28 protein-coding genes are annotated in these 25,778 nt (G+C 61.6%); 20 read left to right on the top strand and 8 right to left on the bottom strand.

The features are described from left to right. Positions 1 to 48: 48 nt before the first annotated feature. Positions 49 to 597 carry a carboxymuconolactone decarboxylase family protein gene (locus AC07UR_RS27510; protein ID WP_173421980.1) on the bottom strand — a complete coding sequence of 183 codons (549 nt, stop codon included), beginning with the start codon at positions 595 to 597 and terminating at the stop codon, positions 49 to 51. 238 nt (positions 598 to 835) lie between these two features. Further along, the gene (locus AC07UR_RS27505; protein ID WP_209789923.1) at positions 836 to 1,492 is read right to left on the bottom strand and encodes a MarR family winged helix-turn-helix transcriptional regulator; all 657 of its coding nucleotides are present in this window, start codon (positions 1,490 to 1,492) and stop codon (positions 836 to 838) included. Between the two features lie 197 nt (positions 1,493 to 1,689). Here AC07UR_RS27505 and AC07UR_RS27500 point away from each other — a divergent pair, with 197 nt between their 5' ends. The 5 genes from AC07UR_RS27500 to AC07UR_RS27480 all read left to right on the top strand — a co-directional run bounded on the left by AC07UR_RS27500 (position 1,690) and on the right by AC07UR_RS27480 (position 5,890). After that, entirely contained in the window at positions 1,690 to 2,091 is a 402-nt protein-coding gene (locus AC07UR_RS27500) for a pseudoazurin (RefSeq protein WP_234941794.1), read from the top strand. A gap of 117 nt (positions 2,092 to 2,208) precedes the next feature. After that, positions 2,209 to 2,757, top strand: a complete 549-nt coding sequence (locus AC07UR_RS27495) for an MgtC/SapB family protein (RefSeq protein WP_209789921.1) — start codon at positions 2,209 to 2,211, stop codon at positions 2,755 to 2,757. Between the two features lie 279 nt (positions 2,758 to 3,036). Beyond that, on the top strand, positions 3,037 to 3,588 hold the full coding sequence (locus AC07UR_RS27490) for a MaoC family dehydratase (protein ID WP_173421984.1): 552 nt from the start codon (positions 3,037 to 3,039) through the stop codon (positions 3,586 to 3,588). An 8-nt stretch (positions 3,589 to 3,596) separates the two neighbouring features. After that, positions 3,597 to 4,757: a CaiB/BaiF CoA transferase family protein gene (locus tag AC07UR_RS27485; RefSeq protein ID WP_209790269.1), complete on the top strand. Its 1,161-nt coding sequence runs from the start codon at positions 3,597 to 3,599 to the stop codon at positions 4,755 to 4,757. Beyond that, positions 4,754 to 5,890 carry an ABC transporter substrate-binding protein gene (locus AC07UR_RS27480; protein ID WP_209789920.1) on the top strand — a complete coding sequence of 379 codons (1,137 nt, stop codon included), beginning with the start codon at positions 4,754 to 4,756 and terminating at the stop codon, positions 5,888 to 5,890. Before AC07UR_RS27485 ends, AC07UR_RS27480 begins: the two co-directional genes overlap by 4 nt. A 209-nt stretch (positions 5,891 to 6,099) precedes the next feature. Here the strand turns inward: AC07UR_RS27480 and AC07UR_RS27475 are convergent, their stop codons facing one another. Together AC07UR_RS27475 and AC07UR_RS27470 are read right to left on the bottom strand one after the other, a co-directional pair. After that, positions 6,100 to 6,936 carry an amidohydrolase family protein gene (locus AC07UR_RS27475; RefSeq protein WP_209789919.1) on the bottom strand — a complete coding sequence of 279 codons (837 nt, stop codon included), beginning with the start codon at positions 6,934 to 6,936 and terminating at the stop codon, positions 6,100 to 6,102. Positions 6,937 to 7,052: 116 nt separating this feature from the next. Further along, a complete protein-coding gene (locus AC07UR_RS27470; RefSeq protein ID WP_025428736.1) occupies positions 7,053 to 7,841 on the bottom strand; it encodes an IclR family transcriptional regulator in 789 nt (262 codons plus the stop codon). Between the two features lie 167 nt (positions 7,842 to 8,008). On the opposite strand from AC07UR_RS27470, the gene AC07UR_RS27465 reads away from it, so the two are divergent. The 14 genes from AC07UR_RS27465 (at position 8,009) to AC07UR_RS27400 (ending at position 21,371) form a co-directional block, all read left to right on the top strand. Continuing rightward, on the top strand, positions 8,009 to 9,244 hold the full coding sequence (locus AC07UR_RS27465; RefSeq protein WP_494700215.1) for an ABC transporter substrate-binding protein: 1,236 nt from the start codon (positions 8,009 to 8,011) through the stop codon (positions 9,242 to 9,244). Between the two features lie 180 nt (positions 9,245 to 9,424). After that, positions 9,425 to 10,321: a carbohydrate ABC transporter permease gene (locus AC07UR_RS27460; protein ID WP_112806807.1), complete on the top strand. Its 897-nt coding sequence runs from the start codon at positions 9,425 to 9,427 to the stop codon at positions 10,319 to 10,321. Next, positions 10,321 to 11,187, top strand: coding sequence for a carbohydrate ABC transporter permease (locus tag AC07UR_RS27455; RefSeq protein ID WP_209789917.1), 867 nt, complete (start codon positions 10,321 to 10,323; stop codon positions 11,185 to 11,187). The genes AC07UR_RS27460 and AC07UR_RS27455 overlap by 1 nt, the downstream gene beginning before the upstream one ends. A gap of 3 nt (positions 11,188 to 11,190) precedes the next feature. Next, complete coding sequence (locus AC07UR_RS27450; RefSeq protein WP_209789916.1) at positions 11,191 to 12,288, top strand: ABC transporter ATP-binding protein; 1,098 nt, start codon at positions 11,191 to 11,193, stop codon at positions 12,286 to 12,288. A gap of 1 nt (position 12,289) precedes the next feature. After that, positions 12,290 to 13,402, top strand: coding sequence for a mandelate racemase/muconate lactonizing enzyme family protein (locus AC07UR_RS27445; protein ID WP_209789915.1), 1,113 nt, complete (start codon positions 12,290 to 12,292; stop codon positions 13,400 to 13,402). An 11-nt stretch (positions 13,403 to 13,413) separates the two neighbouring features. After that, the gene (locus AC07UR_RS27440; protein ID WP_173421990.1) at positions 13,414 to 13,743 is read left to right on the top strand and encodes an L-rhamnose mutarotase; all 330 of its coding nucleotides are present in this window, start codon (positions 13,414 to 13,416) and stop codon (positions 13,741 to 13,743) included. Next, complete coding sequence (locus tag AC07UR_RS27435) at positions 13,736 to 14,815, top strand: Gfo/Idh/MocA family protein (RefSeq protein WP_209789914.1); 1,080 nt, start codon at positions 13,736 to 13,738, stop codon at positions 14,813 to 14,815. Before AC07UR_RS27440 ends, AC07UR_RS27435 begins: the two co-directional genes overlap by 8 nt. A gap of 2 nt (positions 14,816 to 14,817) precedes the next feature. Next, on the top strand, positions 14,818 to 15,264 hold the full coding sequence (locus tag AC07UR_RS27430; RefSeq protein WP_209789913.1) for a MaoC/PaaZ C-terminal domain-containing protein: 447 nt from the start codon (positions 14,818 to 14,820) through the stop codon (positions 15,262 to 15,264). A gap of 10 nt (positions 15,265 to 15,274) precedes the next feature. Then, the gene (locus AC07UR_RS27425; protein ID WP_209789912.1) at positions 15,275 to 16,009 is read left to right on the top strand and encodes an SDR family oxidoreductase; all 735 of its coding nucleotides are present in this window, start codon (positions 15,275 to 15,277) and stop codon (positions 16,007 to 16,009) included. Between the two features lie 25 nt (positions 16,010 to 16,034). Further along, positions 16,035 to 16,880 carry a fumarylacetoacetate hydrolase family protein gene (locus AC07UR_RS27420; RefSeq protein WP_209789911.1) on the top strand — a complete coding sequence of 282 codons (846 nt, stop codon included), beginning with the start codon at positions 16,035 to 16,037 and terminating at the stop codon, positions 16,878 to 16,880. Between the two features lie 21 nt (positions 16,881 to 16,901). Next, entirely contained in the window at positions 16,902 to 18,179 is a 1,278-nt protein-coding gene (locus AC07UR_RS27415) for an L-fuconate dehydratase (protein WP_209789910.1), read from the top strand. Positions 18,180 to 18,410: 231 nt separating this feature from the next. Beyond that, entirely contained in the window at positions 18,411 to 19,388 is a 978-nt protein-coding gene (locus AC07UR_RS27410; protein ID WP_209789909.1) for a C4-dicarboxylate TRAP transporter substrate-binding protein, read from the top strand. Positions 19,389 to 19,548: 160 nt separating this feature from the next. Beyond that, positions 19,549 to 20,061 (top strand): TRAP transporter small permease, encoded by a 513-nt coding sequence (locus AC07UR_RS27405; RefSeq protein WP_209789908.1) that lies wholly within the window; start codon positions 19,549 to 19,551, stop codon positions 20,059 to 20,061. After that, a complete protein-coding gene (locus tag AC07UR_RS27400; protein ID WP_173421998.1) occupies positions 20,058 to 21,371 on the top strand; it encodes a TRAP transporter large permease in 1,314 nt (437 codons plus the stop codon). The genes AC07UR_RS27405 and AC07UR_RS27400 overlap by 4 nt, the downstream gene beginning before the upstream one ends. 47 nt (positions 21,372 to 21,418) lie before the next feature. Here the strand turns inward: AC07UR_RS27400 and AC07UR_RS27395 are convergent, their stop codons facing one another. Together AC07UR_RS27395 and AC07UR_RS27390 are read right to left on the bottom strand one after the other, a co-directional pair. Next, entirely contained in the window at positions 21,419 to 22,714 is a 1,296-nt protein-coding gene (locus AC07UR_RS27395; protein ID WP_209789907.1) for an MFS transporter, read from the bottom strand. Between the two features lie 38 nt (positions 22,715 to 22,752). Beyond that, positions 22,753 to 23,148 carry a MarR family winged helix-turn-helix transcriptional regulator gene (locus AC07UR_RS27390; RefSeq protein WP_173422000.1) on the bottom strand — a complete coding sequence of 132 codons (396 nt, stop codon included), beginning with the start codon at positions 23,146 to 23,148 and terminating at the stop codon, positions 22,753 to 22,755. Between the two features lie 239 nt (positions 23,149 to 23,387). On the opposite strand from AC07UR_RS27390, the gene AC07UR_RS27385 reads away from it, so the two are divergent. Further along, positions 23,388 to 23,624: a DUF6500 family protein gene (locus AC07UR_RS27385; protein WP_209789906.1), complete on the top strand. Its 237-nt coding sequence runs from the start codon at positions 23,388 to 23,390 to the stop codon at positions 23,622 to 23,624. Positions 23,625 to 23,729: 105 nt separating this feature from the next. On the opposite strand, the gene AC07UR_RS27380 is transcribed toward AC07UR_RS27385, so the two are convergent. Together AC07UR_RS27380 and AC07UR_RS27375 are read right to left on the bottom strand one after the other, a co-directional pair. Further along, on the bottom strand, positions 23,730 to 24,716 hold the full coding sequence (locus AC07UR_RS27380) for a TerC family protein (protein WP_209789905.1): 987 nt from the start codon (positions 24,714 to 24,716) through the stop codon (positions 23,730 to 23,732). 170 nt (positions 24,717 to 24,886) lie between these two features. Further along, on the bottom strand, positions 24,887 to 25,777 hold the full coding sequence (locus AC07UR_RS27375; RefSeq protein ID WP_209790268.1) for an SDR family NAD(P)-dependent oxidoreductase: 891 nt from the start codon (positions 25,775 to 25,777) through the stop codon (positions 24,887 to 24,889). Position 25,778 lies beyond the last annotated feature (1 nt).

Genomic DNA, 25,778 nt, shown 5'->3' with positions numbered 1-25,778 from the left:
GCCGTTCCTTTGGGAGGGGGCGGGCAGGCAGACCTGCCCGCCGGGTTCTCAGGCAGCTTCGCGCACCAGCTTGACGCCGGGGAAATCGACCGGCACGGCGAGCGCTACGTTGATGTAGTTGGTGAAAAGATTGAGCGCGACATGTGCGATGATCTCGACGATATCCTGATCGTCGAAGCCGCTATCGCGCACTGTCTTGATGTCGGCATCCGACACCTGGCCGCGCCTGTCGACCAGGCTCCGGGCGAACGAGAGCACCGCCGCCGTCTTCGGGTCGCTGGAGTGGCCGCGCTGGGCGTCGGCCATTTCCTGCGCGGTGGCCCCGGCCTTGCGACCGAGTGCGGTATGGGCGGCAAGGCAATAGTGGCAATCATTGCGGTCGGCGACGGCAACGGCGATCTGCTCGCCGAGCTTGGCGCCGAGCCGGCCATTGCCGAGTGCGCCGAACGAACCCCACATGCTGGCAAGGGCCGCCGGGGAGTTGGCGACTGCCTTGAACATGTTCGGCGTCGCGCCGAAGGCCGCGTGGATGTTGCCCAACAGTTCGGCGCTGGTGCCGGTTGCCGACTTGGGGTCAACTAGATTAATTCTGCTCATGGTTTTCTCTTTCTATTCGCGTGGAGGGAGAAAATGCCGGTCCGCCGATGGCAGTCGACGGACCGGCGCCGACATCATCGAGGCTGAAAGTACGCTTGAATACGGTGAGTTCTTTCGGTCCCGACGGTGAAGAGGCTTGTCCTGGTGACCTCTGCAGACGTGGGCGTGGCAGCGTCGGATGCATTGGTCAAAACAGAGGATGAGCGACGAATGTCCTTCATGGCATCTGGTCTTGGCCTCAGGCCGCGCCGCGGTTGAAGATTGTCCAGGCAGATGCCTGGGCCGACGGATCTGCTGTTTCGTATTCGCCGCAATCGATCCGCAAATCGGCCTGGCCGAACGGTGCGTTGACGAAGGCGCAATGGTGGGGCTCTTTCGAATTCGGATAGACGTTCGGCTGAAAGTATCGACAGTTTACGCACATGCGCTGTTCCGGGATGGCGCCGGACACTTGCAACGAGCGGATGATCTTGACGAGATGCAGGAGCAAATCTTGCTGCTCGAGCGTCGACAGCGCGGCGAAGGCATCGTCTGTTGACGAGGCAATCATGCCGGCGCTGCGCACCGCAGCCTCACCTTCGGCTGTCGCGGCCACCGCCACGGCGCGCGCGTCAGAAGGATCTGCAAGCTTTTCGACAAAGCCTTTGCGCGTCAGAGCGTTGATCGAGTCGGTTGCGGTCGGCTGGCTGACGCCGAGATAGGCGGCGATCTGCTTGACCCGCATGCCCGTCTTGCCGCGACCGACCAGAAAGATAAGGATCTGCAGCTGCGTCGGGTTCAGTCCGATGACATCAGCTGCCGTCCAAGCTTCGGTGCGCATGGCGGTCGCGACGCGGGAGAACCCGTCGCTGATGCGGTCGATAATCCCAGGCGATGTTTTGGTGCTCGTGGTCATGCATTATATATATAGGAGTCCTAAGTATTGTCAATTCGCCGCAACGGGAAACCGTCCGCAATTTGACGCGCATCAAATTGCAAGTGCCGCCTTGGGCCTATCACTGCGTCGAACAACCCAAGCACGGGCTGCTCGGTCAAACGGAGAAGACGATGTTGAAAGCAATCAAGAGCGGATTGGGCCTCGCAGTAGCGGTCATGCTGATCGCAGCGCCCGCAACCGCCGCGGATTTCGAAGTGCACATGCTCAACAAGGGCAAGGAAGGCGCGATGGTTTTTGAGCCTGCGTCGCTGAAGGTTGCTGCCGGCGATACGGTGACCTTCATTCCGACCGACAAGGGGCATAACGTCGAAACCATCAAGGGCATGATCCCGGACGGTGCGGAAGCCTTCAAGAGCAAGATCAACGAAAACTACAAGGTCACCTTCACTGCACCCGGTGTCTATGGCGTGAAATGCACGCCGCACTACGGCATGGGCATGGTCGGTGTCGTCCAGGTGGGCGACAGCCCCGCCAATCTCGACGCGGCCAAGGGCGCCAAGAACCCGAAGAAGGCGCAGGAGCGGCTGGATGCCGCCCTCGCCGCGCTCGGCAACTAAGGCTGAGGCTTGCCAAAAACGAGCGGGCAGGGACAGGCCGCTCGAAGGCGCCGCTTAACTGGGCGGAAGGCGGTGCCATCCGGTGGAACCAATGCGACACGTTCGCGTTGGTTCCGCATGGATCAGATCGTTGCAGACATGTTTCCCCCGTCCCACATCCCTTATCAGGTCATCTTCGCGCGCATGCTCGCATCCCTGATGATGGGTGCGCTTATCGGTTTCGAGCGTGAGGCGAAATCGCGCCCGGCCGGGCTGAAGACGCACATGCTTGTATCCCTTGCCGCATGTACCTTCTCGATCATTTCCCTTGAAAGCGTCTACATGAAGGGCTTCTTCGACCAGAGGGTTCAGATCGACCCGCTGCGCGTCGTTGAAGCGGTGACCGCGGGCGTTGCCTTTCTTGCGGCGGGCACCATCGTCCTGTCGCGCGGGCGCGTGCAGGGCCTGACCACCGGCAGCAGCCTCTGGCTGGCTGGCGCTATCGGCCTTTCACTCGGCTTCGGCCATTGGATCATCGCCATCTTTGCAGCGGGGTCTGCCTTCTTCGTCCTTACCGTCGTCGGCTGGTTCGCAGCGACGTCCAAGGACGAGACGAAGACGAAAGACGGGCCCAACTCCGCCAAACTGTCCGGCGACGCCTCCGCCGCTCACAACCGCGTTCGCTAGACGCCCCTTCCTTTTTTCGATCCGCGCGGGATGTCCGCTTCGGCTGTGGGTGGCTGGATCCGCTCATGCCTCTTCGGTGGCGCATGGTGTCGACCGCCATCTTGCGATCGCGGTCGACCTATTGCGCCTTGCAAATCGCCTGCATATGTGAACATTATCTTCAGATAAGAACACTTATGGAGGAAACTATGCCCGACAACAGTCGAGAAATACGCGTCCCAGGCGCCAGCAGCGATGGCGGGCCACCCGTACTGACGCGAATCGGTGCAGGGTCTTCCCATGAGTGAATTCTCGCCAACCGTTGGTGTCTCGACGACTTACCCGGCCGACATGCCGGAGGATCACGCCGCCCTGCCGGTGTGGAACGCTGAAAACTGGTTCTACGAGGATTGGCCGGTCGGCCAGCGTATCCGCTCGCTGCGCCGGACGATTTCGGAGAGCGACAGCCACCTGTTCAACACGCTGGTCGTCGATATTCACCCGTATGTGCAGGATCAGATGTTTGCCGAACGAGAAGGCATTTTTGGCCGCCGCCTGGTGGCCGGTGCTTTCGTCTTTTCGGCCGGTCTCGGTCTTGTTGCCACCAATTGTGTCAACGCCTTCTCCTACGGCTACGACAAGCTGCGCTTCATCAAGCCGGTGTTTCTCGGCGATACGATCTACACCATCCGCACCAACATGGACAAAACGCCGCGCTACAAGGAGCTGGGCCTGATCCGGGCCAGTTATCAGGTGTTCAAGAACGAGGGCGAGCTGGTGCTCTACTGCGAGCATCTGCAGACGGTGAAATACAACAATCCGGCCGACTTCGTCGGCAAGACAGAGAAATAAGAATGACGATGCACGAGGAAAACGAACTGCCACTTGCCGGTCTTGTCGTCGTCGACATGAGCCAGTTTCTCTCCGGCCCCTATTGCTCCCTGCGACTGATGGATCTCGGCGCCCGCGTCATCAAGATCGAACGCCCGGATGGAGGCGACCTGTCGCGACGTCTCTATTTGAGTGACACCGAGATCGGTGGCGACTCCACCATCTTCCACGCGATCAATCGCGCCAAGGAGAGCCTGGCGATTGATCTCAAGAACGAAGCCGACGTGGCGGCGCTGAAGGCGCTGCTCGCCAAGGCCGACGTCCTGATCCAGAATTTTCGCCCCGGCGTCATCCAGCGGCTTGGGCTCGATTACGAAGCGGTGCGGGCGATCAACCCGCGTATCGTCTATGCCTCGATCAGCGGATACGGCGAAGAGGGGCCATGGGTCAAACGTCCTGGCCAGGACCTGCTGGCTCAGGCGCGCTCGGGCGTCATGTGGCTGAACGGCGACGAGGCGCAAGGGCCGGTGCCTTTCGGGCTTGCCATCGGCGATATGCTGGCCGGCGCTGCCGCCGCCCAGGGGATTCTCGCCGGCCTTGTCCGCCGCGGCGTCTCCGGCAAGGGCAGTCTCATCGAAACGAGCCTGCTCGAAGCACTGGTCGATTTCCAGTTCGAGGTGCTGACGACGCATCTCAACGACGGCAGGCGGCTGCCGAAGCGCTCCGATTTCCGCAGCGCCCATGCCTATCTCTCGGCCCCATATGGCGTCTATCCTGCCAAGGACGGTTACCTCGCCATCGCGATGACGCCGATCCCCAAACTCGCCCAGCTCCTGGAGATGCCGCAGCTCGCGCCCTATTGCGACGAGCCGTCGTCCTGGTTTTCGGCACGCGACGAGATCAAGGCACTGGTTGCCGAGCGGATCAGTGAAGGCACTGTGGACCATTGGCTCGCCGTGCTCGAGCCAGCCGACATCTGGTGTGCGCGCGTGCTCAACTGGAACGAACTGCTGGAGAGCGACGGTTTCCGCACGCTCGACATGTTGCAGACCGTCAACCGGGAAGACGACGTGTCGATCCTGACGACGCGTTCGCCCCTCAGGGTCAACGGAAGGCGAGCCCAGGTCGATCGGGCCGCTCCGAGGATCGGCGAACACAGTGCCGCGATCCGTGAGGAGTTCGGTCTATGAGCGTCGTTCTCAAGGGCATGACCTGGAGCCATCCGCGCGGCTACGATCCGATGGTGGAATGCTCTAAGTTTTGGCAGGAAAAGACGGGCGTCACTATTCACTGGGAGAAGCGCTCGCTGCAGGATTTCGAGACATTTCCGGTCGAAGAGCTTGCAAGGGCTTACGACCTGATTGTCATCGATCATCCGCATGTAGGTCAGATCACCAATGAGGGGTGCCTCTCGCCGCTCGATGTGCCCGGCCGAGAGACGGAACGCTCAGCACTTGCAGCCGGCTCCATCGGGCAATCCTATCCGAGCTATGCCTGGAAGGGGCGCCAGTGGGCCTTCCCGATCGATGCGGCGACACAAGTCCAGGCCTGGCAGCCGGATCTCGGTGAACGCGCCCCGACGTGGTCCGATATGCTGGATCTAGCCCGGAAGGGAAAAGTCCTGCTGCCGATGCGGCCGCCGCATTCGCTGATGAGTTTCTACACGCTCTGCGGCAATCTGGGCCACGCCTGCCGGGTGGACGGTCGAGCAGAGCTTGTCGATGTCGATGGGGGTGTGGTCGCCTTCGAAATGCTTTCCGAGCTTGCTGCGCTGATAGATCCGGCTTGCTTCGAGATGGACCCCATTGCGGTCCTTGAAGCCATGGCGGCACCGGAGACAACGGCCGTCTGCGCGCCGCTGATCTATGGCTATGTCAGCTACTCGGTCGCCGGCTTCCGCCCATCGCTCGTCCGGTTCGGCGATATCCCGGTTGCGGGCGGGAACGGCCCCGCAGGCTCGGCACTCGGAGGAACGGGCATCGCCGTTTCAGCGTTCTCATCGAACGCCATGGCTGCAACCGACTTTGCCTATTGGGTCGCAAGCGGCGAAGTCCAGCGCCAAGCCTATGCAATTGGCGGCGGCCAACCGGGACATGCCGATGCCTGGGAGGACGATGCGGTGAATGAGGCGACATCAGACTTCTACCGCGCGACCCGTCAGACGCTCGAAACCGCATGGGTGCGGCCCCGGCACGACGGCCACATGCCGTTCCAGCAGGCGGCTTCGGACCGCATCAATGAGGGGCTCTTGCGCAAGGAGAGGGCGAGGGACGTCATCGACGACGTCAATCGGCTCTTTGCTGCAAGCTTCGCCCCAGCGTAAAGCGAAACACCGGAGATGAGCGTTCGGCTCATCTCCGGTGTCCTTGGAAAGTCTGCCCCTGCTGTATCATGCGTCGAGTTGTCGGCGGTCACAATCGATTGGTCGACGAACACGCGCCTGCTCAAAGGACCGCAGCGGCCTGTGCGGGGCAGCCGGAACGCGCGGCGGCGTATATAGAGCGCAGATAGGTGCTGGGCGCCGCTCCCTGCCTATCCGAGATTCCAGATCCGGCGTGCATTGGCTGAAAGCAGTTTTGTCCGCTCATCCGCGCTGCAGCCCTGGATCAGGGCGTGGGTGGCCGCAACCCAGGTCGACAGGTTTCCGCCGAGCGTGCACACAGGCCAGTCGCTACCCCAGACCACGCGATCCCAACCGAAGGCAGCGATCGTATGCTCGACATAGGGCCTCAGCGTTTGTGCAGTCCAGTTTTCATCGGCATAGGCAATGACACCGGATATCTTGGCGACAACGTTCGGCCGTTTGGCGACCTCGCTCATGTGGTCACGCCACGGATGTTCGGCGCCGCTGCGGATATCGGGAACGCCGCAATGGTCGAGCACGAACTGCAGGTCCGGCACGAGATCGGCAAGCGCGATCGCTTTCGGAATCTGGTGGGGCAGGACACAGAGGTCGAATGTAAAACGGCTGCCGCCAAGCCGCCTGATGTTCTCGCGGAAGAGTGCGGCTTCCGACAGTTCGTCCGGCATGACATGCAGGACGCGGCGAAAACCCTTGACCAGCGGGTCGGCCTGCTGTCGCTCCAGATAGGCCGCAAAGCCTTCCTCCTCCGGGCGGCATGCGGCAATTGCACCCTGGAGCAGGCTGCCCGGTCTTTGCGCAAGCTGCCGGATTTCCGACGTCTCCAGCTCCATCTCGCCGGGATCGACATCGACTTCCATGTGCAGCGCGGCCTCGATGCCGACACGACGAGCTTCCGCCTCGTAGGTCGCATAGAGGAAATCCCTGTCCAAGGCCGGCACCCCTGCCAGCCAAGGGTAGGTCAGGGCAGACTTGTTGATGAGATGCAGATGGGTATCGACGATCACGATGCGGTCTCCTCCGTATACTCTACACTCTCACATGGAAAGAGACTATTCAAATAAGAAATGCTCTTCGAATCGCGATCTCGAAAGGCGGTTGCGAGCATTTAGCCGGCAACCTTTCATTCGGAGGATTGCGCCACATCTGACCCCGCAAGCACCGAAAGCTGGGTCGCCGCGCTTCGCAGGAGCGAGATCGTTTCGGTGATATCGGGAGCCGACGGTGCGTTGACCAGGGCGATATAGGGAATGGTCAATGCAGCGATGCCACGACCGTCAGGCCCAAGAATGGGGGCCGAAAGGTTGTAGACGCCGGCCGTCTGCGCGCTTGCCATCATCTCATAGCCACGCTCGCGGATCTGGTCGAGACGCGCATAGAATTCCGGACCGAGCGAGATCTCGTCCTTGCTGCGCGCGTGCTCGGCGATCATCATTTCGCGCTCCTCCGGTGTGCGGAAGGCGAGCAGGATGTGGCCCGAGCCGGTGTCGAACAGGCTGATATGGGAGCCGACCCGGATCGAGATCCCCCAGTAATCCGGCGCTTCCTGCTGGGCGATGACCACAGCCGAGCCGCGATCGAATACGGCTAGCTGGTTCGCCTGCTTCGACCGCTGCGCGAGGTCGCGCATCAATGGCGTCGCATAGGAGGCAAGGCGCCGGACCGGGGCGTGGAGCTGGGCGAGGCCGAACAGCTTCAGCGTCAGCGAATAGCGGTCGCCGTCGATACGCGTGACATAACCACGGCGCACGAGCCGATCGAGCATGCGGTAGAATTCGTTCGGGCTGCGGTTGAGCCGCTTCGAAATCTCCGCCTGCGTCAAACCGCCATCGACGCTTGCCAGCAGTTCGAGAATATCAAGTCCCTTGTCGAGCGCGGGGGCGCGGTAGCGATCGGACTCTTCGGTGTCCATGAGCGTCCTCCTTAGTGAATATCAATATCCATATACGCAGAGAAAGCCGCCGACAAAAGAAAGTTGACCCTTGACGGGTGATAAAATTGTTGTTTGTATATGAATTAGTTTCTCACAAATGAGAAATGCGTGCCGGGATGAGGGCGCGCTTCAGTGGAGGAGAGGTCATGAACAGGCTGCTTTCCGGCGTATCGGCCGGAGTCATCATGCTTGCCTGCGCAGTGGGAGCGGCCAATGCCGCGGAACTGCCGGGCAAGTTCGAGGGCGTCACCATCGACGCCAAGCTGATCGGCGGACAGCAATACGAAAAGCTCTATGAGCGGATCGCGGAATGGGAAAAGGCGACCGGCGCCAAGGTCAACATCCTGTCGAAGAAGAATCACTTCGAGCTCGACAAGGAGATCAAGTCGGATATCGCCACGGGCGGCATCAGCTGGTGCGTCGGGTCCAACCACTCGTCGTTCGCCCCGCAATACCCCGACATCTACACCGATCTGTTGGCGCTGCTGCCGCCGGAAGAGGTCGCGAAGTTCGTGCCTGCCGTCATCGACGCCTCGACGCTCGGCGGCAAGCTCGTCATGCTTCCGCGCGCGCAGTTCGACGTCTCGGCGCTCTATTATCAGAAGAGCCTCTACCAGGACGACGCCAAGAAGGCGGCGTTCAAGGAAAAATACGGCTACGAGCTGACCCCGCCGGATACCTGGGCCCAGGTCAGCGACCAGGCCGAATTCTTCGCGGCACCGCCGAATTTCTACGGCACGCAGTTTGCTGGCAAGGAAGAGGCGATCAACGGCCGCTTCTATGAAATGCTGGTGGCCGAGGGCGGCGAGTACCTCGACAAGGACGGCCGTCCGGCCTTCAACTCCGAAGCCGGCATCAAGGCCCTCGACTGGTTCGTCAAGCTTTACAAGGACAAGGCCGTTCCTCCGGGCACGACCAACTACCTCTGGGACGATCTCGGCCAGGGCTTCGCCTCCGGCTCGATCGCCGTCAACCTCGACTGGCCTGGCTGGGCCAGCTTCTTCAACGACCCGAAGTCGTCGAAGGTTGCCGGCAATGTCGGCGTCAAGGTTCAGCCGGCCGGTTCTTCGGGCAAGCGTACCGGTTGGTCCGGTCACCACGGCTTCTCGGTCACCGAGGATTGCGCCAACAAGGAAGCGGCAGCCTCGCTCGTCTGGTGGCTGACTAACGAGGACAGCCAGAAGCTGGAATCGGCTCCCGGTCCGCTGCCGACGCGCACCGCAGTCTTCCCGGTTCCGCAGACGGCCGAGTGGATCGAGATCTCCAACGCCGTCTATCCGGAACTCCAGGCAGCCATCCTCGGCGACAAGACGTCCAAGGAAGCACTGGATAGCGCCGCGGAAAAGGCAACCGGCATCCTGGAAGACGCCGGTAAGCTCTGATCTGAGATAAGGAAGGCGGCGCCGATACCAAGGTGTCGGCGCCGCCTTCATCATTTACTGCATAACGTCCTGATCGGAAGTGATCTGGAGTCAATTATGCAGCAAGTTTAGCGCCTTGTAGCGTCTCTCTCGTGTCATTTCTGATGCGCGGCGCTGCGAAGTCACCCTCAGGAATGCCTGATGAAGCTCAAGAAACTGTCCGCACCGGTCCTTCTGCTGCTGCCGGCTTTTGTCGTCCTGGCGGCGGTCATCGTGTTGCCGCTCCTCTTTTCGTTCTATTCGAGCTTCACGCCGTTCCGGCTGACCAAGCCCGAAACGCTTTGGATCTTCGTCGGTCTGCGCAACTACATCACCGTGTTGAGCAACTGGGATTTCTGGGTCGCCTTCGGTCGCACGGTCCTTCTTCTCACCGTGGCGCTCAACACCGAAATGCTGCTTGGCCTTGGCCTCGCGCTCCTCGTCAACAAGGCGACGCACGGCCAGCGGTTGCTGCGCACCATCATGATGTTCCCGATGATGTTCTCCCCTGTTCTCGTCGGCTTCCAGTTCAAGTTCATGTTCAACGACAATATCGGTTTCGTGAACAATGCGCTGCAGTCGCTCGGGCTGACGGACCGCGCCATTCCCTGGCTGATCGACGGCAATCTGGCGATGATCTCGATCATCATTGCCGAGGTCTGGTCGTCGACGGCGGTCTTTGCGATCCTCATTCTCGCCGGTCTTCTCGCCATGCCGAAGGATCCGGTCGAGGCGGCGCATGTGGATGGCTGCACGCCGTGGCAGACCTTCCGCTACGTCACCTGGCCCTATCTCATGCCGTTCGCGTTCATCGCCATGACGATCCGCTCGCTCGATGTCGCGCGCGCCTATGACATCGTCAAGATCATGACCGATGGTGGTCCGGCCAAGCGTACCGAACTCCTGTGGACCCTGATTGGCCGTACGGCCTATGCCGATGCCCGCATGGGCATGGCGAACGCGATGGCCTACGTCGCCATCCTGCTGTCGATCGTCTTCACCGTCTATTTCTTCCGCAAGCTCGCCGCCGCGCGCCAGCAGATCGGAGCCGAGTGGTAATGGATATCAACTCTTCACATCGCCTGCGCCGGCGCCTCCTCAAGGCCGCGCACCTGATCGGATTGTTTCTGGCAATGGCCGTGATCTGCCTGCCGGGTCTCTGGATCGTGCTGTCGTCGCTGCGACCGACCGTCGAGATCATGGCGAAGCCGCCGGTCTGGATTCCGGAAAGCATCTCGCTCGACGCCTATCGCGCCATGTTCGCCGGCGCGGGGCAGGGCGGGGTTCCCGTCTGGGATTATTTCCGCAACTCGCTGATCATCTCCGTCACCTCGACGGTGATTGCGCTCGCGATCGGCATGGCCGGCGGCTATGCCTTTGCCCGATATCGCTTCAAGGCGAAGTCGGCGATCTTCCTCGGCTTCATGCTGACGCGCGCCGTTCCGGGCATCGCGCTCTCGCTGCCGCTGTTCATGATCTATGCCCGCACCGGCATCATCGACACGCATTTCTCGCTGATTCTGACTTACGTTGCGCTGAACGTGCCTTTCACCATCTGGCTGATCGACGGCTTCTTCCGTCAAGTGCCGAAGGATCTGGCTGAAGCCGCCCAGATCGACGGCTGCACGCCCTGGCAGGCCTTCTGGCAGGTGGAATTTCCGCTGGCCGGCCCGGGCATCGCGTCTGCCGGCATCTTCGCGTTCCTGACGTCCTGGAACGAATATGCGCTGGCCTCGCAGATTACCCGTTCGGTCAATTCCAAGACCCTGCCGGTCGGCCTGCTCGATTACACCGCCGAGTTCACGATCGACTGGCGCGGCATGTGCGCGCTCGCAGTCGTCATGATCGTCCCGGCGCTCACGCTCACCTTCATCATTCAAAAGCACCTCGTTTCGGGCCTGACCTTCGGCGCGGTGAAAGGATAAATCATGGCTCCTGTCACCCTCAGGAAACTTGTCAAACGCTATGGCGCGCTCGAGGTCGTTCACGGCATCGATCTCGAGGTGAAGGACCGCGAGTTCATCGCGCTGGTCGGCCCGTCCGGTTGCGGCAAATCGACGACGCTGCGCATGATCGCCGGCCTCGAAGACGTCAGCGGCGGCGCCATCGAGATCGGCGGCCGCGCGGTCAACGACCTGCCGCCGCGCGCCCGCAACATCTCTATGGTGTTCCAGTCCTATGCGCTCTATCCGCATATGACTGTTGCCGAGAACATGGGCTTCTCGCTGAAGATCGCCGGCCGCTCCCCCGAAGACATCAAGACGCGCGTCGACGAGGCCGCTGCGATCCTCGATCTCGGCCATCTCCTGGAGCGCCGCCCGTCGCAGCTCTCCGGTGGCCAGCGCCAGCGCGTGGCAATGGGCCGCGCGATCGTGCGCCAGCCGGACGTCTTCCTGTTCGACGAGCCGCTCTCGAACCTCGACGCCAAGCTGCGCACCCAGGTGCGCACCGAAATCAAGAAGCTTCATGCCCGCATGCGGGCGACGATGATCTATGTGACGCATGACCAGGTCGAGGCGATGACGCTATCCGACCGCATCGTCATCATGCGCGACGGCCATATCGAGCAGGTCGGAACGCCGGAAGAAGTGTTCCAGAAGCCTTCGACGAAGTTCGTTGCCGGCTTCATCGGCTCGCCGCCGATGAACATGGACGAGGCCATCGTCGACAATGGCCAACTGGTGTTTGCAAGCGGCGTCCGGCTGCCAGTCCCGCCACGGTTTGCCGGTGCTCTTCGTGCCGGTCAGAAGGTGACGTTCGGCCTGCGCCCTGACGATATCTACCCGACGGGCCACGGCCTTCACGCCGGTGATGCCTCGGCCGTGCACGAGGTCGATCTACCTGTCACTATCACCGAGCCGCTCGGCAACGAGACGCTGGTGTTCATTCAGTTCAATGGCCGCGACTGGGTTTCGCGCATGCTCAATCCGCGCCCGCTGCGTTCCGGCGAGAGCGTGCGCATGAGCTTCGATCTCTCCCGCGCCCATCTCTTCGACATCGACACAGGAAAGGCTCTGGAAGGCTGACATGGCAAGGATCGAGAAAATTGAACTGCGCATGGTCGATCTGCAGCCGAAGGTGAAGCGGACTGACGCGATCCAGAGCTTTGTCAGCCAGGAGACGCCGATCGTCACGATCACCGATTCCGACGGCGCGACGGGAACCGGCTACAGCTACACGATCGGCACCGGCGGATCCTCCGTCATGCGCTTGCTCTCCGACCACCTCGTTCCGATCCTGATCGGCGAGGATGCCGATTGCATCGAGGCCATCTGGCACAAGATGGAGTTTGCCACCCACGCCACCACCATCGGCCCGATCACGGCGCTGGCGCTTGCCGCTATCGACGTCGCGCTCTGGGACCTGCGTGCCAAAAAGCAGAACCTGCCGCTCTGGAAGCTTGCCGGCGGCGCCAAGGACAATTGCCCGCTTTACACCACCGAGGGCGGTTGGCTGCATATCGAGAAGGAAGCGCTCGTCGAGGACGCCCTCCAGGCCAAGGCCAAGGGCTTTTCCGGCTCCAAGGTCAAGATCGGCAAGCCACACGGCTCCGAGGACTATGATCGCCTGTCAGCGATGCGCAAGGCGCTCGGCGACGGCTTCGAGATCATGACCGACTGCAACCAAGGCTTCACCGTCGACGAGGCGATCCGCCGGGCAGCGCGGCTGCAGGAACTGGATCTCGCCTGGATCGAGGAGCCGCTGCCGGCCGATGATCTCGATGGCCATATCCGCCTGGCGCGCTCGACCCCAACGCCGATCGCCGTCGGCGAATCCATGTATTCGATCCGGCATTTCCGCGAATACATGCAGAAGGGCGCCTGCTCGATCGTCCAGGTCGACGTTGCCCGCATCGGCGGCATCACCCCATGGCTGAAGGTCGCACATGCGGCCGAAGCTTTCGACATTCCGGTCTGCCCGCACTTCCTGATGGAACTGCATGTCAGCCTCGTCTGTGCCGTGCCGAACGGCAAATATGTCGAATACATTCCTCAGCTCGACGAGTTGACGGAGAAGGGCATGGAAATCCGCGCCGGTCGTGCCATCGCGCCGTCAGAAGCCGGGATCGGCATCGCCTGGGACTGGGATGCGGTGAAGGCGCGCTCGATCGACGAGTTCACCCGGGAATTTGCGAAGTAGGGGAGATCGCCATGGAACGGATGGGAATGGTGATCGGGCTTCAGCCTGAAAAGATCGCCGAGTACAAGGCACTGCATGCCGCCGTCTGGCCGGAGATCCTGGCGCTGATCTCCGAATGCAATGTCACGAATTACTCGATCTTCCTCAAGGAGCCGGAAAACCTGCTGTTCGGCTACTGGGAGTATGTCGGCGAGGATTTCGCAGCCGATATGGCGAAGATGGCCGCGCATCCGAAAAACCAGGAGTGGTGGTCGGTCTGCATGCCCTGCCAGAAGCCGCTCGAGACGCGCAAGGACGGTGAGTGGTGGGCGATGATGGACGAAGTTTTCCATCATGACTGAGCAATTCGATCCGAAAAGACTGCAACAATCCTGGCCGAAGCCTGAAAAGCCGCGTCCGATCGTCATTTTCGGCGCCGGCAGCATCGTCGGCGACGCCCATCTCCCCGCCTATCGCAAGGCCGGTTTTCCCGTCGCCGGCGTCTTCGATCCGGATGCCGAAAAGGCGGAAAAGCTGGCAACCACCTGGGGCATTCCGGCATTTGCGACCGAGGTCGAAGCGCTGGCGATCCCCGGTGCAATCTTCGATCTGGCGACCCCGCCTGCAGCGCACGCGGCAATCCTGTCGAAGCTGCCGATCGGCGCTGGCGCCTTGATCCAGAAACCGATGGGCGGCGATCTCGCTGCCGCGACGGAGATCCTCAACATCTGCCGAGACCGGCAGTTGAAGGCGGCAGTCAATTTCCAGTTGCGCTTCGCGCCGATGATGCTGGCGCTGCGCGATGCGATTGCGAAGGGGTATCTCGGAAAGGTCGTCGATTTCGATGCATGGCTGGCGCTCGCTACGCCGTGGGGTCTATGGCCGTTCCTGAAAGGCCTGCCGCGTATCGAGATCGCGATGCACTCGATCCATTATCTCGACCTGATCCGCGGGCTGCTCGGCAATCCCCTGGGCGTGCACGCCAGGACGATCGGCCATCCGAACCACGACGTGGCGCAGACCCGCACAGCCGCAATCCTCGACTACGGCGACAGTGTGCGCTGCGTGCTGTCGGTCAATCACGACCATGACTTCGGCCGAAAATTTCAGGCTTGCGAGTTCCGCATCTCGGGAACCGAGGGTGCCGGCTATGTGAAGCTCGGCGTCAATCTCGACTACCCGCGTGGCGAGCCAGACGAACTCTGGATCCGGCCGGCCGGTGGCAGCGAATGGGTCGAAGTGCCGCTTCAGGGCGCCTGGTTCCCGGACGCTTTCGGCAATCGCATGGCCAACCTGCAGCGCTTCGTCAGCGGCGAGGATGCTGAGTTGATCGGCTCCGTCGACGACGCCTGGCAGACGATGGCGCTGGTCGAGGCGGCCTACCAATCGAGCGCGCGGCCCGCAACGGCAATCGCGCCACTTCCCGGACGGTGACGATGTCAGAACAGACGATCCATTTCGAAGACTATGAACTCGGCCATGTCAGGCTGACCACGGGGCGCACGATCACCGAGACGGACTTTGTCGTGCATGCTGGACATACGGGCGATTTCTTCCCGCATCACATGGATGCAGAGTTTGCCAAGACCCTGCCCGGGGGGCAGCGGATCGCCCACGGCACGATGATCTTTTCGATCGGCGTCGGCCTGACCGCTTCGCTGATCAACCCGGTCGCCTTTTCTTATGGCTACGATCGGCTACGGTTCGTGCGTCCGGTTCATATCGGCGACACCATCCGCACCCGCGTGACGATCTCTTCCAAGGAGGATGATCCGAAGCGGCCGAATGCGGGGCGTGTGGTCGAACGGTGCGAAGTTATCAACCAGCGTGGCGAGGTCGTCCTTGCCGCCGACCATATCCTGGTCGTCGAACGCAAAGCATGAGGGGTCAACTATGACAACGGGTCTTTCGGGTAAGGTCGTCCTTATCACTGCCGCCGCCCAGGGCATCGGCCGCGCCACTGCACTTGCCTTTGCCAGGGCCGGCGCCAAGGTGCATGCCACCGATATCAACGTCGACGCGCTCGCGGCGCTGGCCGCAGAGTCTCCCGTTGAAACGCACCGGCTCGACGTTCTCGATGCCGGCGCCGTCGAGGCGCTGGTCGCCAAGATCGGCCAGGTCGATGTGCTCTTCAATTGCGCCGGGTTCGTGCATGCCGGCTCGATCCTCGACATGAAGGATAGCGATCTCGAATTCGCTTTCGACCTCAACGTCAAGGCGATGATCCGCACGATCCGCGCCGTGCTGCCGGGCATGCTTGCGCGCAAGGATGGGTCGATCATCAACATGGCTTCGGTCGCTTCGAGCATCAAGGGCGTGCCGAACCGCTTTGCCTATGGCGTCACCAAGGCGGCCGTCATCGGGCTGACCAAATCGGTTGCCGCCGACTATGTCGCCGATGGCATTCGCTGCAACGCCATCTGCCCGGGCACGGTCGAAAGCCCGTCGCTGCAGGACCGCATGCGGGCGCAGGGCGATTACGACACGGCGAGAGCCGCCTTCATCGCCCGCCAGCCGATGGGCCGGATCGGCACGCCGGAAGAGATCGCAGATCTGGCGCTTTACCTTGCGGGCGCCACCTATACCTCCGGGCAGGCCTATGCCATCGATGGCGGCTGGACCATCTGAGCACTCACATCAGGGATATGACACCATGAAACTTCTTCGTTATGGCGCACCGGGACAGGAAAAGCCCGGCATCATCGACGCCGGCGGCACGCTGCGCGATCTCTCGAGCCATGTTGCCGATTTCTCCGGCGCGGCTCTCGATCCCGCGAATCTCGCGGAGCTTGCCAAGCTTGATCTCGCCAGCCTTCCGGCCGTCGCCGACAGCCCGCGCCTCGGCCCCTGCGTCACCGGTACCGGCAAGTTCATCTGCATCGGCCTCAACTATTCGGACCATGCCGCCGAAACCGGCGCTACCGTTCCGTCCGAGCCGATCATCTTCATGAAGGCAACGTCGGCGATCGTCGGCCCCAATGACGATCTCGTCATCCCGCGTGGCTCGGAGAAGACCGACTGGGAAGTGGAGCTCGGCATCGTCATCGGTCGCAAGGCGAAGTATGTCAGCGAAGCCGAAGCGCTTGACTATGTCTCCGGCTATTGCACCATCCACGACGTGTCGGAGCGTGCGTTCCAGATCGAGCGCCAGGGACAGTGGACCAAGGGCAAGTCCTGCGACACGTTTGGACCGACAGGCCCGTGGCTGGTGACGAAGGAAGAAATTCCGGATCCGCAGAACCTGCCGATGTGGCTCAAGGTCAACGGCGAGACGATGCAGAACGGTTCGTCCAAGACCATGGTGTACGGCGTCGCCTACCTCGTGTCCTACCTGTCACAGTTCATGTCGCTGCAGCCAGGCGACATCATTTCCACCGGCACGCCGCCCGGCGTCGGCATGGGCATGAAGCCGCCGCGCTACCTCAAGGCCGGCGACGTCGTGGAACTCGGCATCGAAGGCCTCGGCACCCAGAAGCAGTCCGTGCGCGCGGACGACTGATCTATACATATTGGAGCAAACATGACCCGCATCACCGATTTGCGCGTCTTCGATCTGCGCTTTCCCACATCGCAGAGCCTTGACGGTTCCGATGCCATGAACCCGGATCCCGATTATTCCGCGGCGTATGTCATCCTCGACACTGATCAGCCCGGATTGGCGGGCCATGGCCTGACGTTCACGATCGGGCGGGGCAACGACATCTGCTGCATGGCGATCAAGGCCATGCAGCACCTCGTCGTCGGCAAGGAGACGGCGGAGATCCTCGCCAATCCCGGCCGGTTCTGGCGACACCTGACCAGCGACAGCCAACTGCGCTGGATCGGCCCGGAGAAGGGAGCCATCCATCTCGCCACCGGTGCTATCGTCAACGCGATCTGGGACCTGCTGGCGAAGAAAGCCGGAAAGCCGGTCTGGCAACTGGTTGCAGACATGTCACCGGAAGAGATCGCCGACATCGTCGACTACCGCTACATGACGGATGTGCTGACCCGCGACGAAGCCGTCGCTATCCTCAAGCGTGCCGAGGCCGGCAAGGCGGAGCGCATCGCGACGCTGAAGAGCGAAGGTTATGCCTGCTACACGACGTCGGCCGGTTGGCTCGGCTATGACGACGACAAGCTGCGCCGGCTGGCGCAGGAGGCGATCGATCAAGGCTTCAACCACGTCAAGATGAAGGTCGGCCGCGATCTCGCCGACGATATCCGGCGCCTGACCATCGCGCGGGAAGTGATCGGCCCAGACCGCTATCTGATGATCGATGCCAATCAGGTGTGGGAGGTCGGCGAGGCGATCGACTGGGTCAATCAACTCGCCTTTGCCAAGCCGTTCTTCATCGAGGAGCCGACAAGCCCCGACGATGTCGCCGGCCACCGCAAGATCCGCGAGGCGATCGGCCCCGTGAAGGTCGCGACCGGCGAAATGTGCCAGAACCGCATCATGTTCAAGCAGTTCATCGCCGAAGGCGCGATCGACGTCGTGCAGATCGATTCCTGCCGCATGGGTGGCCTCAACGAGGTGCTTGCGGTGCTGCTGGTGGCGGCGAAGTACGAGCTTCCGGTGTGGCCGCACGCCGGCGGGGTGGGTCTCTGCGAATATGTCCAGCACCTGTCGATGATCGACTACATCGCCGTGTCGGGGACCAAAGAGGGGCGGGTGATCGAGTATGTCGACCATCTGCACGAACACTTCCTCGAGCCCTGCGATATCCGCAATGCTGCCTACATGCCGCCGTTACGGCCCGGTTTTTCAATCGAGATGAAACCGCAATCCATCGAGGATTACACTTTCCAGGGCTAGCCTCCTTCAAAAGCGGTATTCATATATAAGTTGAAAATTCAGACTGATGTTTGAAGCCGTCGCGGATTTCCGCGGCGGCTTTCTTCATTTGGGCACCTGCCTTGCGCCATGCCGGGCCGAGGAGGTGACGACATCGAGACATTCCGCTTGACGCTCGCGACTCATTCGTAAATAACTTATTCATTCGCTTATGAATGAATTCCGGAGGGGAGTCCGGAAGAGGAGGATCCAATGAAAAAGTTCGTGCTCGCGGCTGCCATGGCCGCTCTGTCCTATTGCGGCGGCGCCAATGCGCAGGAATACAGCCTGCGGTTCTCGACCTCGCAGGTGAATCCCAACGAGCCGATCGTCAAGGCGATGAAGACGTTCTCCGAGCGGGTCGAGAAGCGCTCCGAGGGGCGCATTGCCATCACCGTGATGACCGGCGACCAGCTCGGCGCGCAGAAGAAGGTCAACGAGATGGTGATGAGCGGCGCCAGCCTGCTCAGTGCCACCGACTATGGCCAGCTCGGCCAGTTCGTGCCCGACATGTCGATCCTGGCCGGCCCCTACGTCTATCCGAGCCTCGAGGCCACGGATCGGCTGTTCGCCTCGGATCTTTACAAGGAGCTGTCCGGCAAGCTCGAGGCGCAGGGCATCAAGATCATCATGCCGAACGGCCTCTTCGGCTATCGCCATATCATCTCCAACAAGCCCGTTCGCAACCCCACTGATCTGGCCGGCGTGACCATCCGCGTGCCGTCCTCGCCGATCATGATGGCAACCTTCGGCAGCTACGGCGCGCGCCCGACGGAACTGCCCTGGGGTGACGTCTACAATGCGCTGCAGACGGGCGTCGTCGATGCTGCAGAAGGCCCATTCGGCTCGATCGCCGGCGCGAAGCTCAACGAGACCCGCAAGGTGGTGTCGAAGACCGGCCATCAGATCATGTTCACCGCTTGGGTGGCGTCGAGCCAGTTCTTCAACAGCCTGCCGGAAGATCTGCAGAAGATCCTGCTCGACGAAGGTCAGACGATCGCCAAGGAACTGACCGAAATGACGCTCGAAACCGACGATGCCTATGCCAAGCAGCTGGCCGATTCCGGGGTCGAGATCGTCACCGACGTCGACGTTCCAGCCTTCGTCGAGGCATCGCGTGTAGCCTACGGCAAGGTGCCGAACATCACTCCCGGCATTTACGATCGTGTCCAGAAGGCGATGGCCGAATAAGGCTGGTAGCCCACTCTCTGGTGCCAGTCCGGCGTCGGTCCGATCATCGACGCCGCATCGGCAGAAAATCTCACTGACAATGTGAGACCGGCACAACAAGCCGAAAATGGGTGGCGCGCGACGCCACCCGCCCCTCTCTCTTCAAATGACCGAGGCCTCAATGGAAACCTCACACCCACAGGAAGAGACCATTCCTCTTCTCAGCCTTCGCCGTGCCGACGAGGCGATCGGTGTCGTCGCCCTTATCGTCATCGTCTTCTCCATCCTCTGGGGCGTCGTCAGCCGCTACATCTTCCCGCAGCCGGCAGCCTGGACCTATGAACTGGCGATCATGGCCTTTGCCTATCTCGTCTTCTTCGGCGCCGTTGCCGGCGTTCGGCTGGGCACTCATGCAGCGATCGATGTGCTGGTCACGGCCTTGCCGGACACCTGGCAGAAGGCGATTGCCTGGTTCAACTACCTGCTGCTTGCCGTCTTCTTCCTGGTGATGGCGGCGCTGTTTGCCTGGCAGGCCTGGACGTCCCGCCAGGTTCACACCATTGCACTCGACCTGTCGCGCAGCCTCTCCTATGGCCCGCTCGCCTTGGCATCCGCGGGCATGTTCATTCAGCACCTGATCGTCGAGAGGCCGTCGACCGGCCGCGTGCACCGCAACGTGGAATCGCTGATATGACCTTCTTTCATCTTGCAGGACCTTCCCTGCTCGTCGTCGTGCTCTTCCTGTTGTCGACCCCGATCACATGGGCGATGGCGATCGGTGCATTGGCCTTCTTCCTCATCAACATGGATATGATCCCGCTTGCCAACTTCGCCCAGGAAATGGCCGAAGGCAGCCAGTCGGTGTCGTTGCTGGCGTTGCCGCTGTTCGTGCTCGCCGGCTGTATCATGAACGCTTCGGGCATCACCCGCCGGCTGCTCAATCTCGCCGACGTGCTGGTCGGCCACATGACCGGGGCGCTTGCGCAGATGTGTACGGTTCTCGGCACGCTGCTCGGCGGCCTGACGGCGTCGGCCAACGCCGATGCGGCAATGCTGGCAAAGACGTTGGGCGTCGAGATGTCGGAGCGGGGATACAGCCGTGCCTTCGCCGCCGTCATCACCTCGTCGGCCGCCATCATCACCAGCCTGATCCCCCCGTCGATCGGCCTCATCGTCTATGGCTTTCTCGCGGAAACCTCGATCGGCCGGCTGTTTGCCGCCGGCGTCGTGCCGGGCCTCGTGCTCGCCGGCGGCCTGATGATCACCACCTATTTCATCGCCAAGAAGCGCGGTTACAAGCCGTTGCGCAAGGAGCGGGCGACCCGTGCCGAAGCGATGAAGGCGCTGGTCGACGGCTTGTGGGCGCTTTCTATCCCCGTGGTCATCTTTGTCGGTACCCGCTACGGCCTGTTCACCACTACGGAAGCCGGTGCGGTCGTCGTCGTCTATGTGCTGTTCGTTGCCGTCTTCGGCTACCGTGAGTTCACCATCCGGCAGATCCCGGAAGTGCTCGCCGAATCGGTACGCGATTCCGCTGTGGTCATGATCATGATCTGTGCTGCGGCCGCCTTCGGGTTCTATCTCGCCTGGGAGCAGGTTCCGCAGGCGATGTCTGGCTGGCTTGGTGCTGCGACGGACAATCCGCTGCTGATGCTGTTGTTGATCAACCTGCTGCTGATCGTCATCGGCACGGCGATCGAGGGCTCGGCGGCGCTGATCATCCTGACGCCAATGCTGATCCCGATCATCGATGGCGTCGGCATCGACCGCGTGCATTTCGGTGTCGTCTTCATCACCAACCTGACGATTGCCGGCATCACGCCGCCGGTCGGTGGCCTGATGTACATTTCGTCGATGGTGCTGAAGGTGCCGATGATGGCCTATGCGCGCGAGGTGCTGCCGTATCTCGGAATGATGATGGTGCTGCTCGTGCTACTCAGCATGTTCCCGCAGATTTCGCTTTGGCTGCCGAACCTCGTCTACGGGACGACGGCGGTTCAATAGGCGATTGCCGGTCGCGGTTGAAACCGCGGCCGGCAAGGACAAGCCTGTCATGCTGCCTGCGGCAGAAGCGTCGCTGGCGCGCGCTTGCCTATAGTCAGGACCAGCAGCGCCGCCACCACGCACAGCATGCCGGCGGCAATCAGCGCCGGCGTATAGGTTTCAAGCGATGTGCGGCTGGCGCCTGCGAGGAACGCGGCACTCGCCGCGCCGAGTTGATGACCGGTGAACACCCAGCCGAAGACCAGCGCTGCCCGTTCCGCACCAAAGCGCTCGGCCGACAGTTTCACCGTCGGCGGTACGGTTGCGACCCAGTCGAGGCCGTAGAAAATCGCGAAGATCGACAGGGTGTAGAAATTGAAGCCGCTGAACGGCAGGAACAGCAGCGACAGACCGCGAAGTCCGTAGAACCAGAAGAGCAGCCAACGATTGTCGTAGCGGTCGGAAAGCCAGCCGGAGAAAACCGTGCCGAAGAGGTCGAAGACGCCGATCAGTGCCAGCAAACCGGCCGCGCTGACGGCGGCGATACCGACGTCGCCGCAGATAGACACCCAATGCATCTGGATCAGCCCATTGGTGCTGAAGCCGCAGACGAAGAAGGTGGCAAACAGCACCCAGAAGGTGTTGGTCCGGGCGGCATCGCGCAGCGCCTTCAACGGCGAAAGCAGCAAGGCGCCGAAACTCTGCTTTTGCGCGGGGGCCGGCACGATCGCCCGGCCGCCATATGGGGCGAGACCAACGTCCGCCGGCCGGTCCTTCATGAAGAGCAGCACAAGGATGAAGGCGAAGGTGAGAACCGCGATGACGACCGTCAGCGCCGTGCGCCAGCCGATCGCCTCGGTGAGTGAGGCAAGTAGAGGCAGGAACACCAATTGTCCCGTGGCATTGCTGGCGGTCATCAGGCCGATGACGAGGCCACGCCGCTTGTCGAACCAGCGGGTGGCAATGGTGGCGCCGAGCACCAGGGCGGTCATGCCCGTGCCGACGCCCAGAACCACACCCCAAAGGGCGACCATCTGCCACAACTCAGTCATGAAGAACGATGCGACTATGCCGCTGACGATCAGAATGAGCGCCGAGGAGACGACCTTTCTCACGCCGAAGTGGTTCATGAAAGCGGCTGCGAACGGCCCGAGCAGGCCGAAAAGAACGAGGCGGATGGCAAGCGCAAACGAGATCTCGGCATTCGACCAGCCGAATTCGGTTTCAAGCGGCTTGATCAGCACGCCGGCGGACCCCATCGCGCCGGCGGTCGCCAGCATGACAAGGAACGTGACGACCGCAACAGCCCAGCCATAATGGATTTCGCGTCTGGCGAGATAGCGCGCAAGCACCGGTCCGAACATCGGCCATTTCCTTCCGTGGATCGATTGTGTTGATTGTGTCAGAGAGCCTGCAGCAAGGCCGTCAGTTGGGCGGAAGCTTCATTGCCGAGCTTGGCCTCTATTTCCGTCTGAACGCCGTCCCAGAGTGGGGCGCCGTCTGTAAGCACCTGCCGCCCCTTGTCGGACAGTTGGACAGCCGATTCGCGTTGATCCTGGCCGTTCGTCATCGCGACCAGCTCCATCTTTTCCAGAACCTTGACGTTTCGACTGACCGTCGAACGGTCGAGCTCTGTCCGGTGTCCCAGATCCGTCAGCGAAATGGGCTCCGCCCGCTGGATATTTCGGAGCAGGCTGAACTGCGCCAGATTGACGCCAATGGGCGCGAGCGCTTCGTCATAGAGCGACGTTACTCGCCTGGAAGCCTTGCGCAGGAGGATGCAATAACAATGTGCCATAATGCGTGTATATACACGTTAAGCATCGACGTCAAGATCGGCACGTGGGGCAGGGGCATCCCGCCGACAGCGTTTCCGCAATCAAAGCAGCCGAGCAATAGTCAGCCGCTTGGTCTGTCAAGGATTGTAACCGTCCAGCAGGGTGTGGCTAATCCCTTGCGGGGGAGAGCCTCGCCCATCGAGCCTGGCCGAAGGCGAGGCCGGGCGTGAGGCTATCAGAAAACCGATCGGAGCTGGATGTGAGAGCTGCCTTGCAACGGAAAATCATTGAGATCTGCGATCGGAAGATCGCGCAAAAGGGACCTAGCGTCGGTGTTTCGTTCTATGCCTTCTTCGCAAACAGGAACGATGATCCGGAGCTCCTGATGGAAGCGGCCGAATGGTGGATCAGGACCCATAGGCTCGACCATTTCGAGAAGGCGACCAAGATCCGCGCGTTGGTCGTTGCGCAGGGCGACGAGGCAGAGCAGCCATAAACGCGAACCGCGGGCGCATTTTCAAGCACCCGCGGTCCATTGATTGTCGGTGGAAGGGATCGGCTGCCCTCTCGGGCAGCCTCCCGGCGTAATCGTCGCCGGGTTTTACTCGGCAGGAACCGGTTCCCCGCGCGTCTTGACCAGGCTCCAGATCACGCCGCTCGCGATAATCGCGAAGGTGATTCCGAGCGAGAACGCCGCCGGGAACTTTTCGAGGCCAAGGAGGTCGGCAACGAAGACCTTCGAACCGATGAAGATCAGGACCACGGCGAGAGCCGGTTTCAGGTATCGGAAGCGGTGGATCATCGCAGCCAGTGCGAAATAGAGCGCACGCAGGCCGAGGATAGCGAAGATGTTCGAGGTGTAGACGAGGAACGGGTCGGTGGTGATAGCGAAGATCGCAGGCACCGAGTCGACGGCGAAGATCACGTCAGCGACTTCGATCAGCACCAGCGCCATGAACAGGGGCGTGATGAACCAGACCAGCTTGCCGGTCTTCGGGTCGGCCTGCTTGACGAAGAAGTGCTCGCCATGGTGGCCTTCCGTCACGTTGAAGCGGTTGCGCATGAAACGCACCAGCGCATTGTTGGAAATGTCCGGGTCGGCCTCCTTCATGAACAGCATCTTCAGGCCGGTCACGACAAGGAAAGCAGCGAAGATATAGAGCAGCCACGAGAATTCAGCGACAAGCGTCGCGCCCACACCGATCATGATGGCGCGCAGGACGATGACGCCGAGGATGCCCCAGAAAAGCACCCGGTGCTGATAGAGTCGGGGTACGGCAAAGAATGAGAAGATCAGGGCGATGACGAAGACGTTGTCGAGTGCCAGCGTCTTTTCGACGACGAAGCCGGTCATGTAGGCAAGGCCGGCATCTGCGCCCAGATACCACCAGACCCAGCCGCCGAAGGCGAGGCCGAGCGAAATGTAGAGAGCCGAGAGCTTGATGCTCTCGCCGACTTCGATTTCCTTGTTTTCCTTATGCAGGACACCAAGATCAAAGGAGAGGATGGCGATGACCAGCGTGATGAAGCTGAGCCACATCCAGATTGGCTTGCTCAGCCATTCGATAAACAGAAAGGAAGTATCCACGGAATAAAGCTCCGCCGGCGCAGATGTCGGATAAGGTCCGACATCGCAAGAGCGCCGGAAGCTCTCGCCAGAGGGGCCCGGACCAGCGGGTTGTTCGCTAGGTGGGAGCGCGCGGGCCGCACTTCAAGTGTCGCGCAGAATTTTTTTAAGCGTCGGCGTTGCCAATCATTTCAGCGGCTTCCGGTGCTTTGTCGCAATTCAGCGCTGCGCGAACGGCTCCCACAGCAATCTTTGAACTTGATACCGGAACCGCAAGGACAAAGGTCGCTGCTGCGTCGCTGCAATCGACCGATCAGGGGCAGCATGATTGCCGATGGCAGCCACGCGGCTGCAAAGGCAGCCAGCTTGGCGGAGATGCCGGGGATGACCAGGCGTCGCCCCGCCTTGAAACCGCGCCAGGCCCGCTCGGCAACGTAATCCGCATCGACCCTTGGCAACACCTTGAAAAGCGTTACGCGATCCGCGCCTGAGCGACGGAGGAATTCTGTCGCAACCGGTCCGGGAGCAACGCATGTCACCGTGACGCCGGTGCGGCGCAACTCCTGGTGAAGAGCGAAGGAGAATGACCGCACGTAACTCTTGCTGGCGTAATAGAGCGCCATGCCCGGTCCGGGCATGAAACCGGCAATGGATCCAAGGTTAAGCACACCGCCACGGCCGCGCGCCACCATTGCCGGCAGGAAATGAAGCGACAAGTCGGTGAGCGCGCGTATGTTGAGGTCAATGATCCCCAGCTGCTCGGGGATGGGGAGTGTCGTTGCGCCCCCGCGCAAACCGTAGCCGGCGCTGTTGACGAGCACATCGCATGACAGTTTGTTTGCGCTCAGGAAGCCCGCCAGGCGCACGGAAGCATCGGCCGAGAAGAGATCGAGTTCGAGGGTGAGGGCTTCGCCGCCGGCCTCGCGAATTTCGCTCGCCGCTGCCGCCAGATCGTCAAGGGAGCGTGCGACCAGAACGATCGGGGCCCCGTCGCGCGCAGCGACTTTGGCAATCGCTCTGCCAATACCGCGTGAGGCTCCAACGACCACGATTGCCAGACGGGTTTCATCCAGTGCCTTCATG

This window comes from Ensifer sp. GW821-FHT05G01, assembly GCF_059419585.1.
This window is presented reverse-complemented; position numbering and strand designations above follow the sequence as displayed.

What these genes read in the sequence shown, in the direction of transcription:
- AC07UR_RS27455 (WP_209789917.1), top strand. Translation starts at nt 10,321, where the DNA reads ATGGATATCAACTCTTCACATCGCCTGCGCCGGCGCCTCCTCAAGGCC.
- AC07UR_RS27395 (WP_209789907.1), bottom strand. Translation starts at nt 22,714, where the DNA reads ATGTTCGGACCGGTGCTTGCGCGCTATCTCGCCAGACGCGAAATCCAT.
- AC07UR_RS27450 (WP_209789916.1), top strand. Translation starts at nt 11,191, where the DNA reads ATGGCTCCTGTCACCCTCAGGAAACTTGTCAAACGCTATGGCGCGCTC.
- AC07UR_RS27470 (WP_025428736.1), bottom strand. Translation starts at nt 7,841, where the DNA reads ATGGACACCGAAGAGTCCGATCGCTACCGCGCCCCCGCGCTCGACAAG.
- AC07UR_RS27425 (WP_209789912.1), top strand. Translation starts at nt 15,275, where the DNA reads ATGACAACGGGTCTTTCGGGTAAGGTCGTCCTTATCACTGCCGCCGCC.
- AC07UR_RS27485 (WP_209790269.1), top strand. Translation starts at nt 3,597, where the DNA reads ATGCACGAGGAAAACGAACTGCCACTTGCCGGTCTTGTCGTCGTCGAC.
- AC07UR_RS27375 (WP_209790268.1), bottom strand. Translation starts at nt 25,777, where the DNA reads ATGAAGGCACTGGATGAAACCCGTCTGGCAATCGTGGTCGTTGGAGCC.
- AC07UR_RS27480 (WP_209789920.1), top strand. Translation starts at nt 4,754, where the DNA reads ATGAGCGTCGTTCTCAAGGGCATGACCTGGAGCCATCCGCGCGGCTAC.
- AC07UR_RS27415 (WP_209789910.1), top strand. Translation starts at nt 16,902, where the DNA reads ATGACCCGCATCACCGATTTGCGCGTCTTCGATCTGCGCTTTCCCACA.
- AC07UR_RS27510 (WP_173421980.1), bottom strand. Translation starts at nt 597, where the DNA reads ATGAGCAGAATTAATCTAGTTGACCCCAAGTCGGCAACCGGCACCAGC.
- AC07UR_RS27405 (WP_209789908.1), top strand. Translation starts at nt 19,549, where the DNA reads ATGGAAACCTCACACCCACAGGAAGAGACCATTCCTCTTCTCAGCCTT.
- AC07UR_RS27500 (WP_234941794.1), top strand. Translation starts at nt 1,690, where the DNA reads ATGCTGATCGCAGCGCCCGCAACCGCCGCGGATTTCGAAGTGCACATG.
- AC07UR_RS27490 (WP_173421984.1), top strand. Translation starts at nt 3,037, where the DNA reads ATGAGTGAATTCTCGCCAACCGTTGGTGTCTCGACGACTTACCCGGCC.
- AC07UR_RS27435 (WP_209789914.1), top strand. Translation starts at nt 13,736, where the DNA reads ATGACTGAGCAATTCGATCCGAAAAGACTGCAACAATCCTGGCCGAAG.
- AC07UR_RS27390 (WP_173422000.1), bottom strand. Translation starts at nt 23,148, where the DNA reads ATGGCACATTGTTATTGCATCCTCCTGCGCAAGGCTTCCAGGCGAGTA.
- AC07UR_RS27495 (WP_209789921.1), top strand. Translation starts at nt 2,209, where the DNA reads ATGGATCAGATCGTTGCAGACATGTTTCCCCCGTCCCACATCCCTTAT.
- AC07UR_RS27400 (WP_173421998.1), top strand. Translation starts at nt 20,058, where the DNA reads ATGACCTTCTTTCATCTTGCAGGACCTTCCCTGCTCGTCGTCGTGCTC.
- AC07UR_RS27460 (WP_112806807.1), top strand. Translation starts at nt 9,425, where the DNA reads ATGAAGCTCAAGAAACTGTCCGCACCGGTCCTTCTGCTGCTGCCGGCT.
- AC07UR_RS27430 (WP_209789913.1), top strand. Translation starts at nt 14,818, where the DNA reads ATGTCAGAACAGACGATCCATTTCGAAGACTATGAACTCGGCCATGTC.
- AC07UR_RS27505 (WP_209789923.1), bottom strand. Translation starts at nt 1,492, where the DNA reads ATGACCACGAGCACCAAAACATCGCCTGGGATTATCGACCGCATCAGC.
- AC07UR_RS27465 (WP_494700215.1), top strand. Translation starts at nt 8,009, where the DNA reads ATGAACAGGCTGCTTTCCGGCGTATCGGCCGGAGTCATCATGCTTGCC.
- AC07UR_RS27410 (WP_209789909.1), top strand. Translation starts at nt 18,411, where the DNA reads ATGAAAAAGTTCGTGCTCGCGGCTGCCATGGCCGCTCTGTCCTATTGC.
- AC07UR_RS27420 (WP_209789911.1), top strand. Translation starts at nt 16,035, where the DNA reads ATGAAACTTCTTCGTTATGGCGCACCGGGACAGGAAAAGCCCGGCATC.
- AC07UR_RS27445 (WP_209789915.1), top strand. Translation starts at nt 12,290, where the DNA reads ATGGCAAGGATCGAGAAAATTGAACTGCGCATGGTCGATCTGCAGCCG.
- AC07UR_RS27440 (WP_173421990.1), top strand. Translation starts at nt 13,414, where the DNA reads ATGGAACGGATGGGAATGGTGATCGGGCTTCAGCCTGAAAAGATCGCC.